The sequence below is a fragment of the Candidatus Liberibacter sp. genome (genome assembly GCF_014048425.1).
In the GTDB taxonomy this organism is placed as follows: Bacteria; Pseudomonadota; Alphaproteobacteria; order Rhizobiales; family Rhizobiaceae; genus Liberibacter.
The window spans coordinates 16,479-36,467 of the sequence record NZ_JACETX010000006.1; the positions used below are offsets into that span (position 1 = coordinate 16,479).

A 19,989-nucleotide genomic window follows, 5' to 3' on the forward strand; every position below is an offset into this window, starting at 1 on the left:
CTTAAAATGAATGAATGTTTTGCCTTACTCGTAGGAGCGTCGTGTATTAAGATCCAGATTTATATCTATAGAGTTCTGCTGGCACTATTTTTAACCTGAATAATGTTGGAACCCATCTGCAGAGGTTTTATATTGCATTTCTGATATAAAGTTTTCTGAAAAATGCTCTACACGCTACTGGACATAACAATCATCCAGCAACACCTACCCAAAAGCTTAACCAATACTACGACCACACGAGAGGCACGTATCTAAAAACAGGCTTTCCGATACTTATCATCCTCTTCCTTGCTGTAAACATTACCCTTTGTAAAAAGACACTCGCTTCAGTTTAAATATTCTTTGAAATGAACAGCTATAGAAATCTACAACCTCTTCTTGCCAACCGTTTTGATCCCTTACTGTTTGAAAGCTATTTTAATGCATCGCGCATTATGACAGGATAAAAACAACGAAAAAGAAGCTTTCAGCCCCTCCACTTCTTTATCCTATCCCTCCCTCATGCATAAAAATGCCTCGGAAACCGCTTCGAGTCTTGTCAATCACGATTTTTCCAAAAAAGAATTTGATTCTTTTTGATAGACATGTGGGGTTTCTAAATTGGAGAAAACTTCATCCCTGCGTCAAGGATGTTATGATATCAATTCAACACAGAACATAAAAATAATTTCACAACAATAATTTAATCTCTTTTTTCTATCATTCGAGATATCATAATTTTTCCAAATTTTTATCTATATATCTGCGCAAAACCCATGCTCAATATTCTATTCAACTTCTTTGAGAAACTCTATAGTTATGGTACACGTGATATAGATACATAAAGATTAAAATTGAAAGACTTTTATCTTTTTAAGTGAGCAGACTATCAGTAGGATAGCGTGCCATTTTGGAGTCTATTGATTAAAATCCAAAACAACCTAAAAAACACCTTTGATTTATTTTTGCTCCCCTTTCAAACGTTGACAGAAAAACAAACCGAAGCAATAATGTGATCTGTACCGTTGAAAGGCATATCGTCAACTTTTTAGGAATCCGGATCGTCTATCATGATTGATATAAAATGGATTCGCGAAAATCCTGAAGCACTAGATATTGCACTAAGGAAACGTAGCATTGATCTTGCCGCGGGTCCTTTAACGGTGGAGGAATGCGTTCACCGCAAGGAGATAGAGTCTGCTGGCGAGACATATACAGAGTCCAAACGCATTTTGTTTTGGGATAAAAAATATCGCAGAGACATAACAAATCTGGAAAAAGCAAGAGAACGTCGCAATTATATTTCTGCACTCATTGGAAAAGCTTTAGCACAAAGCGATAAGTCACCTGTGGAAAATCTCAAAGCAGAGATTATGGATATAAAAGAAAATATATCATCTCTAGAACAATCCACGAATATAGCATTAGGTCGACTTAACTCCATCCTCCGACTTATTCCTAACATCCCCTTAGATGATGTTCCTATAGGGAAAGATGCTGCTGAAAATATCGTAATACGATCCATAGGGAAGAAACCAGATGCAACACATCTATCCAAGGAACATTTTTCCATAGGAGAAGCACTAGGATTGATGGACTTTGAACGTGCTTCTCAATTGTCCGGAGCGCGTTTTTCTGTGTTAAGGGGATATCTTGCCCATCTAGAAAGGGCATTAGGTCAATTTATGCTGGATCTTCATACTTCTAAGCATGGTTATACCGAAATATCTGGTCCCTTGTTGGTGAATCACACAGCACTATATGGTACAGGACAACTCCCGAAATTTGAAGAAGACGTATTTAAAACCACTGACTCTCGTTATCTCATTCCAACCGCTGAAGTGATATTAACCAATCTCGTTGCCAATGAAATACTTTTACATAGTCAATTACCCCTGCGTTTCACCTCTTTGTCTCCTTGTTTTCGGTCAGAAGCCGGATCATATGGGCGAGATACACGTGGCATGTTTCGGCAGCACCAATTTTGGAAATGCGAGCTAGTCTCCATCACAACAGAAGACAATTCTCTTACAGAACATGAACGCATGATATCCTGTGCAGAAGAAGTTCTAAAAAAACTAGAGTTGCATTATCGCGTTGTCTCTCTATGCACCGGAGATCTTGGCTTTAGTGCACAAAAAACTTGCGATCTAGAAGTTTGGTTGCCTGGACAGAAGGAATATCGTGAAATTTCTTCTTGTTCTATCTGCGGCGACTTTCAATCAAAACGAATGAAATCGCGCTATCGTAGATCGCAAAATAAATCGTTAAAATTTACACATACACTGAATGGATCCGGAGTAGCGACAGGTCGATGTCTCATTGCAGTTCTGGAAAACTATCTCAATAAGGATGGTTCTGTTACCATTCCAAATGTTCTAAGACCTTATATGGGTGGTTTAGAAAAAATCGAAAAACCACATATGCCGGAGTAGATAAATGAGAATCCTTTTAACAAATGACGATGGAATAAAATCTGAAGGATTATTAGTACTAGAGGATATTGCTAAAAATTTCTCTGACGATATATGGGTAGTCTCTCCAGAAACTGACCAAAGTTGTCTAGCAAATTCCCTAACAATATCTAGGAGTTTATCCCTTCGTGAAGTCAGTGATAAACACTTCGCCCTTAACGGAACTCCATCCGATTGCGTTATCGTAGCACTCCATAAATTATGTGACAAAAAACCGGATCTAGTATTATCCGGCGTGAATATTGGAACGAATACCGCTAACCATCTCGTATATTCTGGAACCTTGGCAGCCGCCTTTGAAGGCAACTTACAAGGCATCCGTTCCTTTGCGCTGAGCCAGGCTTATATCAATCAGCATGCGATCCCGTGGGATGTCGCCAAAACACATGCTCCCAATGTTCTACGCAAGTTGATAAACGCAAATATTTCAGACGCAACCCTCTTCAATATTAATTTTCCTTGTTGCACTCCCAAAAATGTCAAAGGAATAGCAGTTACTTCTCAAGAAAAACCGTGTTTTAAAATTGAAATAAAAGAAGTTTCTACAGATCCTTTCCTAACCCAATACTGTATGGATTTTCGTGATGTTTCGGAGAAATTATGTAAAAAATCCGATGTTTTTGCTATAAAAAATGACATGATTTCCGTTACTCCCGTAAAAACCAATTTTACAGATCATGATTATAAAGAACATGTCTCTCTGTTGCTAAAATCTTAGTAATAGTATTACGAAAAGACCAAAAAATTTATTCTCGTGGAATGGAATTCCATTCGCCAATCTGATGATAGCAAGATGTATAATGGTGGATTTCTCTCTATTGGTAGCGGGGATTATGCCAAATCACCGGAAGAAGAGAATCGCAGGACATCCCTTGCGATTATCTTGAGTGTACTTGTTGAGAAAAATTAAAAATACTCAGGGAATTTTTTGGTCCTTTCCAGGCATCTCATCATCCTGCCCTTGAATGTTTTAAAAAGAATATGCTCAACTCTTGCCTATCTATCTGTGATGGTTTTGACTAAGTATAGATTTTAATACCGTATTTTTTGGCACATAACGAAAATATTGTTAGAGGGAGCGTCTCTTATATGCGTTCAAGTTCTTTATTTTTCTCCAATATGAGTCCTCAAAAAAAAATAAAAAAGATGGCAGCTTTAGTAATAATGCTGCCGCTTATTTCCGGCTGTAGCATTGATGTAAAACACTTTGGAAATCTCCCTATCCCAACTATTAATGTTGGTGATCGCAAGGATTTGCCTAAACAGAAATTTCAACCTACGTTCTTTTTTACCAAAGAGATGATTTACCCACAGCATGTCAAAAAAAATAATGATAAAATCATTTATCAACACAAGGGAAAGAAGGATACAGAATTCCCTTTAAATAATTATTCCCATCCAAACAAACATTTAGCAAAAACGTCTCCCTCTCCCAGTCAGCCTCTATTATATTCCCATCCCAAAGACAATAAAAACTTAAATTTCCGTAAACAAAAAAAACGTCAAGCATCTCTAAGGAATAATATATCCTCTTATCCATCCAAGGATAAGGCTAGTCTATATACTCCACAAAATACGGAAAAGAAAAATGATCTCAATACTTCTCAAATCCACCAAAACCGTCGCAAAATAAAAAACAACCCAAAAATTGAACCCATCGCGAAAGAAAAAGGAGGGATTTCTCATGAAAACAATAAGACTATACAAAATCGGACAGAACAAAGTTCATCGAACAAAATAAACTCTGGGAAGGAAAAACCAGATAAATACCTTTGGCCAGCTATAGGAAAGGTTGTCGATTCTTTCCAAAAAAACAACGGAATTGATATTTTTGTCCCTTCTAATACACCAATTAAAGCGGCAACAGATGGTACGGTCATTTATTCAGGAAATGTTCTCGTGGAATTAGGGAATATTGTTTTAATCCGCCATGACAACTCAATGGTGACGGTCTATGCACACGCCAGCGTTCTTCATGTCAGTAAGGGACAACAAGTTCGTCGCGGACAAATAATTGCTCTTTCCGGTATGAGTGGAAACACACAGAAACCGAAGGTTCACTTTGAAGTCCGAAAAAAATCGATAGCAGTGCATCCTATAAATTTTCTTGAAAAAAGTATAAATAAAAGTCAATAAAAAATATCCTACCAAAAATTGCGTTAATTTTCTCATCTAGATGAATAAAAAAGACAATACCAGCGTATTTTTATAAAATACTTGATTGATTAATAAAAAAATTACAACGCATAAGTAAATATTAACTCTAAACGATATTAATTGGGAAATAGAAGAGAAACAAGGAAAAGAAAGGTTCCTTAGGATGAAAATTCGGTTGCATAATCATGCCCATCATCCACACAAAAATCGCATTTTCAGGAATCATCCTAAGCAATGTACAATGATATTTTCCGACGGAAATAAGCTTCGCCATATTATCTTACATCCCAGGACACTGAAATTCATTCTAGGATGTGCTACTCTACTATCAATAGTTTTCTTTATAGAGACAACCTATATTATTCTAAAGGAAGACATATTATACACCATCATCTCCCGTAATGCGCAAATACAATCCAATTACCAAGCTCGCATTGCTTCCCTTCACACACAAATAGACTACATTATATCCCGTGAAGCCATCCACTAACGCGCCATAGACGAAAAAATTGATCAACCCATAAAACAACAAAATTTTACAGAGAAAATCTTTTCCATTACAAGCGAAGCAATAAAAACGGCAAAAGATATTCTTTTGATACTCAAAAAAATCAGAGTAAAAACAGAAAAATATTTTCCTCCAGAAGATTCTGGTGGTACACTTTTAACAATTGATGATAATAAACCGTCCAAAGAAACAATTCATTCTCTTGACAAAGCCCTACAAAACATATTCAACATACATACTATCTCCTCTGAAATGCCTTTAGGGCATCCTGCAGAAAAAAAGCATATTACAAGTTTTTTGGTAAACACATCAATCCTTTTACTAAAAAGTCTACAATACATGCAGGAATAGATTTTCTTTTTTCAGAAGGAGAACCTATCATTTCAACAGGAAACGGGAAGATTATTTCAGCAGGTCATCTAGGGAAGTATGTGAATGCAATTATCATAGATCATGGAGAAGGTATTAGTACTTATTATGGACATTTATCTCGTATCCTTGTTCGAAAAGAAGAAACAGTAAAATTCAAGCAAGTAATAAGGATTAGCTGGCTCAACTGGACATTCAACAGGAACTCATTTACACTGTGTGATACGCCGTAATGGGGTGTCTTTTGATCCATTAATGTATATAAATGCAGGAATACGGTTGAAAGAGTGACGTGAATCGAGCATGGTAAACCTCAGTATTTAGATATTTTTCTTGCATCCTTTACCTTTTTCCTTTTTCAAAAGATAGATTAAGAGGAAACATCTAGATAAATGATTAGTATAGAGCTTTTTTTATGAATTTTTCCGATCTTGGCCTAAGCCCAAAAGTTGTTCGTTCTGTCGCAGATGCTGGCTATACCGAGCCTACGCCCATCCAGATAAAAACTATTCCGTTTGTGCTTCAGGGACGTGATGTCTGTGGCATAGCTCAAACAGGAACGGGGAAAACGGCGTCTTTTGTATTACCAATGCTTACTATCCTTGAGAAAGGGAGAGCACGTACTCGTATGCCCCGAACCCTAATATTGGAGCCGACGCGGGAACTTGCAGCACAAGTTGCAGATAACTTCGCAAAATATGGAAAGAATTACAATTTAAATATTGCTCTCTTGATTGGTGGAGTGCCTTTTGACAAGCAAAATAAAACGCTGGAAAGAGGTGCTGACGTACTCATATGTACTCCAGGAAGAATGCTTGATCACTTCAACCGAGGCAAGTTGTTGATGAATAGTATTGAGATCCTGGTTATTGATGAAGCCGATAGAATGCTTGATATGGGATTTGTTCCCGATATCGCAAACATCACCAAACTTATACCATTTACGCGGCAAACTCTTTTGTTTTCAGCGACAATGACACCGGAACTTCAGGAAGTTTCTGAACAATTCCTGCAAAATCCAGAACGAATTGAAGTCAATTTACCTTCTTCCACAGCTGAAACTATAAAACATTGGTTTGTTGCAGTTCATCCTCCGAGTTCCGCCAAGCGAAATCTCTTGCGACAGTTAATCCGCTCCCAAGATGACCTCAAAAATGCTATTATATTCTGCAATCAAAAGAAAGATGTTGCAAATCTCTTCCGCTCCCTTGAGCGCCATGGTTTTTCGGTATGCGCTATCCACGGGAACATGGATCAACGATCACGCATGGCAATGCTGCATAATTTCAAAGAGGGAAACATCCAGCTTATGGTAGCCTCTGATGTAGCTGCTCGCGGACTTGATATTCCTGATGTTGGGCATGTATACAATTTTGATGTTCCAACTCATGCTGAAAATTACATTCACAGAATTGGGCGCACTGGGCGTGCAGGACGCTCCGGAAAAGCGTTTACTTTCGTTACACGCGAAGACATTAAATACGCTAATGTCATTGAAAATCTAATAGCAAAAAAAGTTGAATGGTTAAATGGAGACTTGTCAAGCTTATTACCTCCTTCAGAAGCCTCTATCAAAAGAGAAAATAATTGTGATTCTAAAACCATCAAGAAGCCTACAAGAGTCCCTGCCCCCAGCACCAGGAAAAGAGAAGAGCCTGTCCAGAATCTGGATCTTCCTCTTAAAGGTAGTGAAAACATGTCAAATTTGCGCAAAAACCACCACCCAAGAAATGCAATGTCTCCTGTAGGATTTGGCGATTCCATTCCTGCATTTGTGATGAGTACAACAACAAAAAAAGATTAGAGCTCTTTTATTCCGGGTTGAATAATAATAAAGGTTATTTTCGCATTTATCCCTTTGTAAGGATACGATATATTCTATGTAAAAATTTCTGTAGGGGGGACAGAAGAAATTTTTGAGAGGATATTTTGGTCTGCAATTCTTGTTTAAATAGTTTTATTTTCTCTTCGTGAGGCTAAATTGCGTACTGATTCTTCAAATAAACTGGATCTTCTCGAAAAAATACCTCCCCTAGATTGCTTATATAGTCAAGAAGATTTGGAAGAGATATTTCGCCGCTTTTCTCTAAAATGGCCATCACCAAAAGGAGAGCTATATTATATCAACCACTTTACTTTAATTATAGCGGTAATGCTTTCGGCTCAAGCAACGGATGTAAGCGTTAATAAAGTAACAGAATCTCTGTTTTGTATAGCTGATACACCTGAAAAAGCGATTCAATTGGGTGAAGAAGAAATCCGTTCTCGTATAAAAACGATCGGGATCTATCGTAAAAAAGCACAAAATATTATTGCCCTATCTCAAATACTTATTAATGATTTTAACGGGAAAGTACCGCAAACCCGAGAAGAACTGATGCGCCTTCCCGGCATAGGACGAAAAGGCGCGAATGTAGTTTTATCCATGGCTTTTGGGATACCAACCATCGGCGTGGACACGCATATCTTTCGTATTGCCAATAGAATTAGGCTAGCACCAGGGAAAAATCCTATGGAAGTTGAAAAATCCTTACTCAAAATAATTCCCGAAAAGCACAAATATCACGCTCATTATTGGCTCGTTTTACATGGACGCTACGTTTGCAAAGCTCGTAAACCACAATGTCAATCATGTATCATCTCGGATATATGTCAAAAACTATAGCTGAAGAAAACTTTACGAGTTACAATTGGAACTGGTTTTTCGCTGATACTGTTTAATGTAATATATCTAAGCTCATATCGCCAACGTTGTAGACTTCATCACTGGATTTTGCAATATCCTCAAAGCTATTTTCAGTAATATAGCTATCAAAGACATTAGAAAAATCTCCTTTTTGATGGGGCTGACTGTGCATATCGTATAGTTTAAATTTATCTAATGGCTTAGAAGCGGTATTGGCCAAATAATCTTCAGATATATTATACTGCGAATGCTTTCCAGAGGTACGTCCAACCCAAAATCCACGAGTGATATACTCCCATGTAGCATCTTCATATCTTCCTTGAAGCTGCGAACGTAAACTCGGATTGTCGTTGAGATACTGCAATGGATCAAAGGTAATAGACCGCCCTTCTATAAAACCATATTTTGAAAAGTGTTCTTTACCAGCCTCAATAAGATTCTCTGCATTATGATACGCTCTTATCAAATCTTCATAAGACGCAATATACTTTAAAGCATCTGTTTCAGTTAGACTGCCTCTTTTATTAAATCCATCAGTGATATAGTATATTGTAGCAGCTTCTTGATCATTTCCAAATTTTTGAAGTAAATCCGCATGATTCTTAAGGTACATATCTGAATCGAAAGTAATAGAACGTCCCTCTTTAAAACCATATGTAGAAAAGTGCTGTTTACCGACTCCAATAAGATCTCCTTCAGTACAATACGCTTTTATCAAATCTTCATGAGATGCAATATATCTTAAAGAATCGAATGAATCTGGACTAAGTCCTGCTAAATATCCAGAAGTTATATAGTGCTTTGTAGCAGCTTCTTGATCATTTCCAAATTTTTGAAGTAAATCCGCATGGCTACCCAGATACAGATGCGGATCAAAGGTAATAGACCGTCCTTCTGTAACACCATATTTAAAAAAGTGCTCTCTACCAACTTTAACAAGATCTTTTTCAGTATGATATGCTCTTATCAAATCTTCATGAGATGCAATATATTTTAAAGAATTCAATGAATCTAATGCAGTCGCAATACGTCCTTCTGAAAATCCAGAAGTGATATAGTGCTTTGTAGCAGCTTCTCGATCATTTCCAAAAACCTGATATAAATCAGGGTAATTATTCAAGTATTGCTGCACATCAAAGGTGACTTCCCTTTTTTCGTGAATACCAAATTGCATCAAATGCAATTCGGCATTTTTAACTTCGACCCCTAAATGACACATAAGGTCTTTATATGAGGCTGTATACTCCAATATACTTTTTCTCTCAAGATCCGATAGATTAATCTGATCATCAGAAAATTCTAGCTTTTCAACATTTACAATACGGTCTCGGTTTTGTTGAGAAATATCATATACAATTGTTATTTCATTAAAATGGTAGATTTTTTTTTGCCTACTGTGTGAATCATAGAGCGCCGTATCTAAACCTTCTCTGCCATCAATAATATTTTCTCCAGAACCTCCTTTCAGCGTATTATCAGCAACATTGCCAATGATGATATCATTTCCATCTCCCCCGATAGCCTTTTCTATAATAGTGTTCCGTGCAATAACAAAATTTTTCCTGTAACCGCCAAGATCGGACCATTCTTCCGGATTAAGAGTGATATAATTATTAACCCTCCCAAGGTATTCTGTATTTAGTGTATCATAACCTCCTGAATCATAAAGCGCTTGAACAACAAGTATTCCATCTGGATTAATGGATTCAACGGAAATTTGATAGATATTATTTTCAAGCTTTTCTTTAGGAAGACCATAAATTTCTTGTACAGCAAGAATATCTGCAACCATCGGCGTAATACTATAACCAACAGTATCTTTAATCGCAGAAAAATTTGTGTCCTGCCCGAAATAAGACATCACCGATGTTGAATGAGAATCGTTCTCAAAATCATTATCTTTTCCATATGTAGCAAATCCATTGTAATTTCCTGGATGGGAGAGCCCTAATGCATGGCCAATTTCATGAAGAGCAGCATAATAATGATAAGTACCTTCCCATATTTTTTGCTGTGGTAAATTAGGCTTGGGAAGGTTAATACACATATGATATTGCGATCCATCCGAGGGAGAGCAATAATAGCGTGCTGATAAATTATTCTCAAATTTAATATCACAATGATCTGATGTTTCATAAAAAGTGATACCTGTAACTTGTGACCACTTCTCTAACGCTGAACGAACAACATTTTTTTCATCACTTCCAAATCCAATGAAGCTATATGTTAACTGATGATCCTTAAGAACCCATGGATTTTTCGTAACAAGATGATAAGACCAATTTTTATTTCGAATCAAGTGTTTAGCAATATCATCTGTCGAAAAAAACGGCTTTTCTACATATGTTTGCGATGCTCCTTGTACCTGCATATTGCTTTCGCCAAAGCCCCAAGTCCCATCAAGTTGACTACTACCTTTATATTTCTCTTGATCTGTAGCGCTTCTTCTTTTTTCCCCAGAAACATCAAGAAAATCACCGTCAATCCACATATGTAAAATCCTCAATCTATAGAAATTATCAAAAAGTACCGTATATTCTATATCTCTTATTTAAAAAGCTCATTTAAATTTAAAGGGATTATTAACCATCTATTTACAGTAAAATAGAAAGACATCTCCCGCCTTGCATAAGGTTATTGCAATATTACTCCAAAGTCTATATTATTTTTTGCTGATATGGGAATACATTTTTATAAAACACCTTCATTAAATATTTTAAAATATCGCAAAAAGTAATAATATATATTATATGCCTTACCTTGTATTATAGCTTGTAAACTATTTATTTTAATGGTTTATAGACTATTATTTTTAATTGTCATTAAATCAAAAGCAGAATTTTTTATGTTTTATTTGAAATACTTATTTGAAATTAGAAAAATATCACCTTCTAGCTTTGCTCTGATTATATTGCCAAGCGTCTTTATCAACATTCTCTATCTTACGAATCCCATCTATATGATGCATATTTATGATAGTGTTATTGGTGCACAAAGCGATGTTAACCTCATTGCTATCAGCATGATCACTCTTTTCCTCTATATGCTTTTCTTTGGTTTCGACTGGATACGCGCAAGAATATTTATAGAAATTTCTCATTCCATAGAGCGATTTTTTACAGCCTATATCAAGATTATTAGTAAGAAATATTATTTTAATGAGACATCTCTTTTATCAACACTATCTGCGTTAGATACGTTGAAAAAATTCATTAGATCTCCTGCGTTACCGGCCCTATTTGATCTCTTTTTTACTCCAATTTTTATCGCATTGAGTTTTTTTATTCATCCTGCCCTAGGAACTCTGGCAATAGTCAGTGCGATTCTCCTCCTTACAACTACTGTTTACTTAAACGCAAAGAATGAACGGCTTACTCAAACTTATGAGATAAAGAATCAAACCGAAATAAGCTTTGGCAAAGCGATATTATGCCAACCTGAATGCATGCGTTTCTCGGTAGAACGCGACTTTCTATTAAAATCCTGGAGGGAAAAACGTCTCTCTGCACAAGAAAGTCAGCTACTCGTAGCAAAAACATCCTGTTTCAACACGACTTTTATAAAAACACTGCGCATGATTCTCCAATCAACAATCTTAGGATTGGGTTCCTGGCTGGTGATTCATCAAAATTTATCTGCGGGCTCCATTATAGCAACTTCTATCATAGTTTCTAGGGCAATTACTCCCCTGGAACAAATCATGAATTTTAGAAAATTCTTTAAAATCGGATCCAAAGCACTGAAAAATATCATCGAGTTCAAGAGCCTTTCCGATATACAAGAGGACTTTCATGACAATAAAAACTACTCCGCAGAACAATTACCAAATAGCAATATCATTGTAAAAAACATAACAATACGCCATCAAGAAACATCCCATCCTCTATTCCAAAACTTATCCTTTACTATCCCAGGAGGAACATGTTGCATCGTAACTGGCCCAAGCGGATGCGGGAAAACCAGCTTCTTGCTCTGTTCTCTTGGCTTAATGCCTCTAGAAAATGGCGTTGTTTCCCTTGGCGGTATAAATGCAATCCCCGATACAATTGAACGCCTATCTTCAAACGTCGCTTATCTTTCACAAAGATGCACTTTATTTCCGATCAGTATAACAGAAAACATCACCTTGTCTCATGATAGCAATGCATTAGACAGGGCACGCGAAGCAGCAAAAATTGTAGGATGCCATGCTACGATTTCTTCTCTGAAAGATGGATATGCAACCATTGCATCTTCCCAAAACATTCCTCATAGTCTCATGCAAAACATCCGTTTGGCACGTATTGTCTCTCAAAATCCCCAAATTATCTTGATGGATGAACCACTACATCATATGGATAGTGAAGCAGAGAATAATTTTTATATACTGCTCAAAAAATTCAAAGCAAGTGGAAAAACAATCGTTATAACATCTCAAAATCCTAAAATTTTTGATATATCAGACCTATCCCTCATATTGCATCCTATAGCGGGACCTATTTTTGGTCCAACACAAGATTTATTCAAAATCCAAACCATTGCCTCTAATAAAAACACAATGAAAATTTAAAAAATGCGCAATATTTCTTGGAAAAATTTAAAAAAACTCTATTTCACACCACTTGAACAGATTGCTCTTCTCTTCACCTTTGGAATAATTATCCTTGCAATATGGGCAATTATATTACCTATAGAAATACGTCTTTCCTCTTCTGGAGAAATTTTAAATGATGATAATATTGTCGAAATAAGATCCCCTTTTTCTGCTATGATCAGCGATTTTCAAATTGAGAATGGCGCAAAGGTTCTAAAAGGCGATCCTATCCTAAAATTTGAGGATTTCGAAATTAAAGATCTAATTGATCTCACAAATTCACGCATCACTGATCTAAAATGTCGCATAGATAACGCACGTTCGGAACTGAATTTTCTGAACAATCAACATAGCGTAATTGAAAAAACTTTTGAAAAAAAAGACGAAAAGTTCTTGATTCCTCTGAAAAATTACCTACCCATATGCTCTAAAACATCTAATTACGGGATATATGTCCTATATGAATCGTTGCAATTAAAACTAACCCGTATACAAAATATCTATGCCGACCACCATGATCTAGAAAATAAAATTTCCCTATCACGTGCACTCCTATTATCCTATAAGGAAGATTTAACAACAGCGGAGAAACTTTTTAATAAAAATATTATCAGTAAAAATGATCTACATCAGCAAGAAAGAATCGTGCATAAAAGTGACCTTGATTTAACTGAACATCTAAGTGCACAAGGATCTTTACTACGCCGTATAGATGAGTTGCGCGATGAATCCCATGTGGAATTTGCCAACTACCTGCAAGACAAATCTCTCGAACTAGATAACCATCAACGCGCATTCATTGATGAAACTTCAAAACTTACCATTCTACGCAACAAACTATCACAATACACAATTCTATCGCCAATAACAGGAACAGTTGTATATACCTACAGCTTTACTTCTATAAATTACGCCCAACAATCACAGCTTATTATGAAGATATCTCCTAACAGCAATCTTAGTTATATTAGGGCAAAAGTTACACCACAACAAATTCAAAACGTACAATATGGCAAAACAGCTATAGTACGTTTTCCAACTTATTCAGCACTTCGTGAAAAAAGATTCAAGGCAATTATTGAGACGATAAGTCCGACTATTACACAAAATAACAATGGCTCTCAAATACAAAATTACTATGAAGTCGTTTTAAAAATTACCGATCCTGCTTATAGCGAGAAAAAGATAGATTTGCACAGCGGAGCTCCAGCTGAAATTCTTTTTGCCTCAGAAAATACAACTCTTGCCAAAGAAATAATCCATCCCATCATTAAAAACTGGCCCAAAATCTTTGAACGCTGATACTTTTTAGAAAAATTCTTAAACGAATATATTGGATCTCAAATAGCCTTCATTTCAAAAATAATTTTCTTCTATTATCGTCTTTTGATTACCATCCTTCTCAACACGTTATCCAAATAAAAACAATTAAAAACATTGTCTCGTTATAAAAAATTCTTACCCGCAGAAAAGGATATGTGGGGGGACGTCAGTATATCTTATATTCCAGGGAATGAATCGTCAGCGACAAATATAGATCTCCAAAAAAAACTGTTAATACAACTTTAATAATGAATGTGTTTTTTAAAAACATATATTCAGGCTTATCAGGGATAACTGATCAATAAATGTGATAGGACGTTAATCATTCCTGTATTTGACCATCCAGGGTTATGGGAGATGGGTAAACACCAATCCAAAAGAGTGCGAGCAACTCTTTTGATGCTGTCGTTGGACATTCAGGATATTTTGATAATAAAAAGATCACTGCAAAACATATTCGTTTGGGATTGGAAAATCGGCGGAACTATTTTGCTACATATCCATCCGTGCTATTTTCGTTACATTCGGAAGCAACTCATTTAGCAGAGTTGAATGCCTCAACATGCAAATCTTATTTTCCAATTTTTTTGGTTTTCTCCAGAGAGAAATGTTGCAAATCCTTATTGATACGAGTCAGGTATATGCGAATGGAATCGTCACACTAAAGCTTTACAAGGATAATATCATCATTATTGGGCGTGAAAGTTGATCGCTCAAAAGGATACTCCAAAATAATGCCATTCAGTTTCTAAAGGAAAATGCGGCATCCGCTTGAAATGGGTATTCAAATAAGAATATATCCAAGCCAACTCCCTATCTTGGAGTGGAAAAGTCACAATATAAAACCGATGACTTTCAGCGATGACTTTCCAACCACGGACAAAAAAAGACATGTTCCAATTCCAATACCATTGGAAAAGAAGCTTCTTGCTTTGCTTGTGACTTTCTGTCGTATTCTGGGATGAGGTTTTCAAATACTTACCTATCTGGATATCAGCATCTAAAGGGGAATATCTTTTTCCTAAAAACACAAAAGGCGAAACCCAATCACAACCTTTGAGTTTCCTAAACATCTTATAAAACTCATTGAAATATTCGTTAAAAGTAGAGAGAATTCCTTTGGCAATCATGATAATATGACAATGAACGCACACCCATTCAGCATATGGTTTACCCGTACATCAAAAACGAGTAGGTGTTAACAGCTCTGCTCATAGGATCTCGCAAACTCTTTGCAACTATAATAGCCGCAGGACCCGAGCAACTACACATGAATTCCGTAATTTCCCTGCCAGAATAGAAAAGTATTGATCCTCCCTGAAAAAATATCTTCTCTTTCTTATCCTTTTGACTTGGTCTTATCTCTTCTCAACATACATGTTATAAACAATATCCTAGGAATATTATTGAAAATCAATGGCATAATGGCAAGCTATGGATGGAAGCCAGATCGCCAAGCAGGAATGTATAGGAAAGGAAAAGATAGAACGCGTTTAGGAATTAAAAATTCTCGTCTTATAGACTCTAAAACAGAAGACTAAATCCCGAATTTTAAAACAAGGTAAGGGGAAAATATGAAAAAGCATTATCGTAATAAATACCTGATTCTATGATTCGCTATACTCCATGAATATATTCATTCTAAAAACTCTACTAAAAGAAACTCGATCCGTAGATTCTATCTATTCGATTTTGATATAAAAAAATCCGTAGAATGGAGGAAAATCACCAAAATGGTCCCTAATCCACAACCCAAAGATTATAAATCTAGTTGTTAAGTTGATAATATGAAGCCAACAATAAATTTCTATAGATTTTTTATATCGTATATGTCACTATTTATCGTCTCGGTACGATGACATTTATATGATACGCATAATATTGGAAAAAAATTATGAACGCATCCCTCCAATTATCCGAAAAATCTAGTGTTTCTCCTTTGTACAAACATCTTTATATCCAAGTTATTGTAGCCGTTATTGTTGGCGTAGTACTTGGCTACTTTTATCCAAACATAAGCGTACAAATGAAACCGTTTGGTGATATCTTCATCAAAGTTACAAAGATGCTTATCGCACCCGTGGTATTCCTTACCGTTTCTACAGGAATCGCACGCATGACAGACGTGAAAAGCCTTGGGGGAATTTTCGGAAAGGCGATGGCCTATTTTTCCGTATTTTCAATATTAGCTCTCGTTGTCGGAATGGTGGTTGCAAATATAGTAAAGCCTGGTGCTGGAATGAATGTAGATCCTACATCACTAGATATGACAGATATGCCCGAGAATATCTTCAAAGGTCATTTTGAATCTTTTTCCCATTTTTTAATGGATATTATCCCCGAGACAGCCTTGAAACCGTTTATCTCTGGGAATATTCTACAAACGTTGTTCATCGCCATACTCTTTGGAGTTTCTCTATCCTTGATTGGAAAGAAAGCAGATCTCATCAAGAATTTTTTGGAAGAGATGAGTTTTCCTATTTTTAAGATGATCTCTCTGGTTATGCGAGCTGCACCTTTGGGAGCCTTTGGAGCAATGTCTTATACGGTAGGAAAATATGGTCTATCGTCAATATCCAATCTCGCTCTTCTCGTTGGCAGTTTATACTTAACCTCAGCTTTTTTTATCTTTGTGATTCTAGGTTTATTAGCACGCCTCTGTGGTTTTTCTGTTGTTAAATTAATTCGCTATTTGAAAGAAGAAATTCTATTGGTGTTTAGCACATCTTCCTCCGAAGCCGCTCTTCCAAGTCTCATGGAAAAGATGGAAAAATTGGGTTGTCATCGTTCGATTGTAAGCATTGTTGTTCCTACAGGTTACTCTTTTAATCTTGATGGAACCAATATTTATATAACGTTAGCGGCCTTGTTTATAGCTCAGGCAACAAATATTTCTCTCAGTGTGCAAGATCAAATATCTCTTCTTCTCATTGCGATTATATCCTCAAAAGGAGCCGCGGGAGTCTCTGGTTCAGGATTTGTAACGTTAGCAGCGACATTATCTATCTTCCCAGCATTACCTATTGGAGGAATGTCCTTGATATTAGGAATTGATCGCTTCATGTCAGAGTGCCGGTCTATAACAAATATTATTGGCAATGCAGTTGCTACAATCATCGTTTGCCGATGGGAAAATAAGCTAGAACAAAAGGACTTTCATAAAAAAATAGGGATCTGATATTTTTCTGATTGCGCCTTTCAAAACGTTACCATTCTGAAAAACGTACAGATATCCGCAGTTTAATATACTTGAACCTTTATGAGAACATAGGGATCTAATACTAATCCAGTGGTTTTTTTTAAAACGACAAAAATTCTAAAAATACATAGATATCCAACTTGCTATACTTGGAAATATCTAAACATCTGGATACCATAGATCATTTCTTCAACGCCGTCCTTCAAATATACGAGATTCAAACCTTTATCGCGTAACAAGAAGAAAATTTTCGTCTTGACTTATGAAATCAATTTAAGGCTTATCCCGCCAAAAACGTAAGATGCAAGATGGCAAGGAAATATATAGAAAATGAGTTCCAAAGTAGAAATATGTGTCATCAATTTTGCGATAGGTATAGTTGATTCTATCAAAATTATCCTTCATAGAAATTCAAGACTCAGTCGAGATTGTGTCTATGGGATTGATTGCCAAAACTGTTCTGTAACGGGACCTTTTCAAAGGGAAAACGTCATCGGAATCAAATTCCTGCCGATGGTGATATTATATATCTGGCATGGGAGATCCGAAGGAAAGAATTAATCCGATGCAAGAAATTTCTTAAACAGAATTTTTTCTACTCTCGAAAATTAAATCATAAAACAAACGATCATCCTACTAAAAAACTATCAATAATTGAATGAGCTCATCCGTTAAAAAAACATTTTCCACAAAGCTTAAAATCATACTAACCACATAAGAGACAAAAACCATAACCTTGCAAAAACCATATTTTTGGCATGAAAAATTAAGATAAGAATTCCTCTTAATATCTTACTTATATCTTCCATGACAATGTTTTTCCCTTAACCAAATCCCCCAATACCTCTTCAAATCCATAACAGGATTAGAAGAATTTAATGGCAACCCATTGAGTACAAAGAGTACTTTATACTCAGGTCATCAATAAAAAAATCGCTATCCTCTATTGCGTTACTCTGACTGCTCTTTCGAATACTGCAGATGCAATCTCCTTAAAAACTGCATTCAACCTCTCAGAATCACGAATGTCAAAATAGGTGTCGGGACTCGTCGCACAAGTTTTTAATAGCTTTTCTGCTCGTTTTTTATCCTTTTGAGGCACCGCAAAACCTATTGTAAATATATTGATGCCTTCTTTTTTTGCTTTCTCACAAATTTGAAATGTCTTATAATCCATCGCAAGGCTACCATTCACACCATCTGTCAAGAGTATGATGCTTTTTCTTACCGTATAATTATTTTTCTTATTGTGTTCTGTTATTTCAGACGAAGCAGAGATATTATCGTATCCCTTTTGCATCCCTACGGAAGTATCTGTACGCGCTCCTTTTATAAAATCTAGGCTTGCAACAAAAGGTATAATTAATCCTAATCCCCAAGACATATTGTGACCAGACTCTATTTTATCAGAAAAAGCAACGCTAGAAATTCGCACCTTGTCTTCAATATTTTTAATTTTTTGCAAGTGCTTAATAAATTCAGCTATTGCATCTCTTAAAATTACTGCTTTTGCAGGAACAAGATATGGTAAATGCGAAACTGTGACTTCTCTAACTGGCTTGTTTTTCTGCAATCCGAGTTTGTTTTCTTTGCCGTGCAATACTTCGTATAAAGATTTATCACAAGAAAGAAGATCCTCACTGAAAATATAAGGCGATCCTTTCTGAATCGCTATTCCTATCCTGTCAGGATTATTAGGTATATTCGGCAGCAACATAGCCTTTCCATAACAATTTAACGACGCACCATCTTTATATAAAGGATCACCCATAGAACCTGATACATCAATCACCATCTGTATCGATTCTGCTGTCTCTTTATGTGAGCTCTTAGGGCTTGTATATCCCTTAACAACCACATTTACTCCCATCGATTTTATATCAATAGCAGCACGCATAAAAAATAAAAATAAACTTAACGGCATATCATATCGAGGATTTAATGTTATATTATAAGCATTACATTTGCTATCCTTCTGAATATCAATCTGTAAAGAGCGAATAATTTTATCAATATCTTCGCTACTAAAATCATGATCAAGCATTCTTTTAAAATATCGTTTTACATACTCTTCTGTCTCTGGTATCAGCACTTCATCCAAGGCAATATCTCCACAAGAGTCAGATAATTTTGTTAAAGCGGCAAGAACCGTCGTATGAGATGCCTGTTCTAGAATATTTCGGTAATACATCCAGGAAAAAACATCAATCACCATACCAATCACCATTAAAATAACTGGCAAAATAATGGCCGTACACAAAAAAAAACTTCCTTTGCAAGAATATCTCAATAAATTAATACAAGAAGCGATACTCTTATAAAAAATCATAAATTTTCCCAATAATGCTTTTTAAAATATATTTTTAGAAATATAATTTTCTAGAACGATCCTCTCTTAGCATAAAGCACTATGGAAAAACAAATATGTTTTTGGGAGACGGTTAATAATAAAAAATCAACTAAAATACCTCAATATCAGCATTGATAATCAAACGGATTCATTCACTCTTTCAAAAGATTAGAAGACCTTAATCGCAATACATTGAGCACAAAGAGTTTCTTATACTCAGATCATCAATAAAAAAAGATCGCTACTCTCTATTGCGTTACTCTGACTACTCTTTTGAATATTGTAGATGCAACCTCCTTAAAAACTGCATTAAGCCTCTCAGAATCATGAACGTCAAAATAGGTATCTGAACTCGTCGCACAACTTTTTAA

At 35.9% G+C, this 19,989-nt stretch carries 15 protein-coding genes; 12 read left to right on the forward strand and 3 right to left on the reverse strand.

Going from position 1 to position 19,989, the window contains the following annotated elements:
- Positions 1 to 1,049: 1,049 nt before the first annotated feature.
- The 7 genes from serS (at position 1,050) to nth (ending at position 8,152) form a co-directional block, all read left to right on the forward strand.
- The gene (serS, locus tag H0G72_RS01505; protein ID WP_182016908.1) at positions 1,050 to 2,414 is read left to right on the forward strand and encodes a serine--tRNA ligase; all 1,365 of its coding nucleotides are present in this window, start codon (positions 1,050 to 1,052) and stop codon (positions 2,412 to 2,414) included.
- 4 nt (positions 2,415 to 2,418) lie between these two features.
- The gene (surE, locus tag H0G72_RS01510) at positions 2,419 to 3,171 is read left to right on the forward strand and encodes a 5'/3'-nucleotidase SurE (RefSeq protein ID WP_182016910.1); all 753 of its coding nucleotides are present in this window, start codon (positions 2,419 to 2,421) and stop codon (positions 3,169 to 3,171) included.
- Between the two features lie 371 nt (positions 3,172 to 3,542).
- Positions 3,543 to 4,589: a M23 family metallopeptidase gene (locus tag H0G72_RS01515; protein ID WP_182016912.1), complete on the forward strand. Its 1,047-nt coding sequence runs from the start codon at positions 3,543 to 3,545 to the stop codon at positions 4,587 to 4,589.
- 616 nt (positions 4,590 to 5,205) lie between these two features.
- Entirely contained in the window at positions 5,206 to 5,469 is a 264-nt protein-coding gene (locus H0G72_RS01520) for a hypothetical protein (RefSeq protein ID WP_182016914.1), read from the forward strand.
- A gap of 29 nt (positions 5,470 to 5,498) precedes the next feature.
- Positions 5,499 to 5,720, forward strand: coding sequence for a M23 family metallopeptidase (locus H0G72_RS06410; protein WP_409049309.1), 222 nt, complete (start codon positions 5,499 to 5,501; stop codon positions 5,718 to 5,720).
- Between the two features lie 182 nt (positions 5,721 to 5,902).
- Positions 5,903 to 7,291 carry a DEAD/DEAH box helicase gene (locus H0G72_RS01530; protein WP_182016916.1) on the forward strand — a complete coding sequence of 463 codons (1,389 nt, stop codon included), beginning with the start codon at positions 5,903 to 5,905 and terminating at the stop codon, positions 7,289 to 7,291.
- Positions 7,292 to 7,468: 177 nt separating this feature from the next.
- Positions 7,469 to 8,152 carry an endonuclease III gene (gene nth / locus H0G72_RS01535; protein ID WP_409049307.1) on the forward strand — a complete coding sequence of 228 codons (684 nt, stop codon included), beginning with the start codon at positions 7,469 to 7,471 and terminating at the stop codon, positions 8,150 to 8,152.
- Positions 8,153 to 8,204: 52 nt separating this feature from the next.
- On the opposite strand, the gene H0G72_RS01540 is transcribed toward nth, so the two are convergent.
- Complete coding sequence (locus tag H0G72_RS01540; protein WP_182016918.1) at positions 8,205 to 10,664, reverse strand: M10 family metallopeptidase C-terminal domain-containing protein; 2,460 nt, start codon at positions 10,662 to 10,664, stop codon at positions 8,205 to 8,207.
- A gap of 468 nt (positions 10,665 to 11,132) precedes the next feature.
- Between H0G72_RS01540 and H0G72_RS01545 the strand changes: the two genes are divergently transcribed.
- Together H0G72_RS01545 and H0G72_RS01550 are read left to right on the forward strand one after the other, a co-directional pair.
- Positions 11,133 to 12,722: an ATP-binding cassette domain-containing protein gene (locus H0G72_RS01545; protein WP_259345086.1), complete on the forward strand. Its 1,590-nt coding sequence runs from the start codon at positions 11,133 to 11,135 to the stop codon at positions 12,720 to 12,722.
- A gap of 3 nt (positions 12,723 to 12,725) precedes the next feature.
- Positions 12,726 to 14,048: an HlyD family secretion protein gene (locus H0G72_RS01550; RefSeq protein WP_182016922.1), complete on the forward strand. Its 1,323-nt coding sequence runs from the start codon at positions 12,726 to 12,728 to the stop codon at positions 14,046 to 14,048.
- 734 nt (positions 14,049 to 14,782) lie between these two features.
- Here the strand turns inward: H0G72_RS01550 and H0G72_RS01555 are convergent.
- Entirely contained in the window at positions 14,783 to 15,142 is a 360-nt protein-coding gene (locus H0G72_RS01555) for a hypothetical protein (protein ID WP_182016924.1), read from the reverse strand.
- A gap of 234 nt (positions 15,143 to 15,376) precedes the next feature.
- On the opposite strand from H0G72_RS01555, the gene H0G72_RS01560 reads away from it, so the two are divergent.
- The 3 genes from H0G72_RS01560 (at position 15,377) to H0G72_RS01570 (ending at position 17,829) form a co-directional block, all read left to right on the forward strand.
- Positions 15,377 to 15,610 (forward strand): hypothetical protein, encoded by a 234-nt coding sequence (locus H0G72_RS01560; RefSeq protein WP_182016926.1) that lies wholly within the window; start codon positions 15,377 to 15,379, stop codon positions 15,608 to 15,610.
- A 353-nt stretch (positions 15,611 to 15,963) separates the two neighbouring features.
- Complete coding sequence (gene dctA / locus H0G72_RS01565) at positions 15,964 to 17,247, forward strand: C4-dicarboxylate transporter DctA (RefSeq protein ID WP_182016928.1); 1,284 nt, start codon at positions 15,964 to 15,966, stop codon at positions 17,245 to 17,247.
- A gap of 351 nt (positions 17,248 to 17,598) precedes the next feature.
- On the forward strand, positions 17,599 to 17,829 hold the full coding sequence (locus H0G72_RS01570) for a hypothetical protein (RefSeq protein WP_182016930.1): 231 nt from the start codon (positions 17,599 to 17,601) through the stop codon (positions 17,827 to 17,829).
- A gap of 382 nt (positions 17,830 to 18,211) precedes the next feature.
- Here the strand turns inward: H0G72_RS01570 and H0G72_RS01575 are convergent, their stop codons facing one another.
- Entirely contained in the window at positions 18,212 to 19,597 is a 1,386-nt protein-coding gene (locus H0G72_RS01575; RefSeq protein WP_182016932.1) for a vWA domain-containing protein, read from the reverse strand.
- Positions 19,598 to 19,989 lie beyond the last annotated feature (392 nt).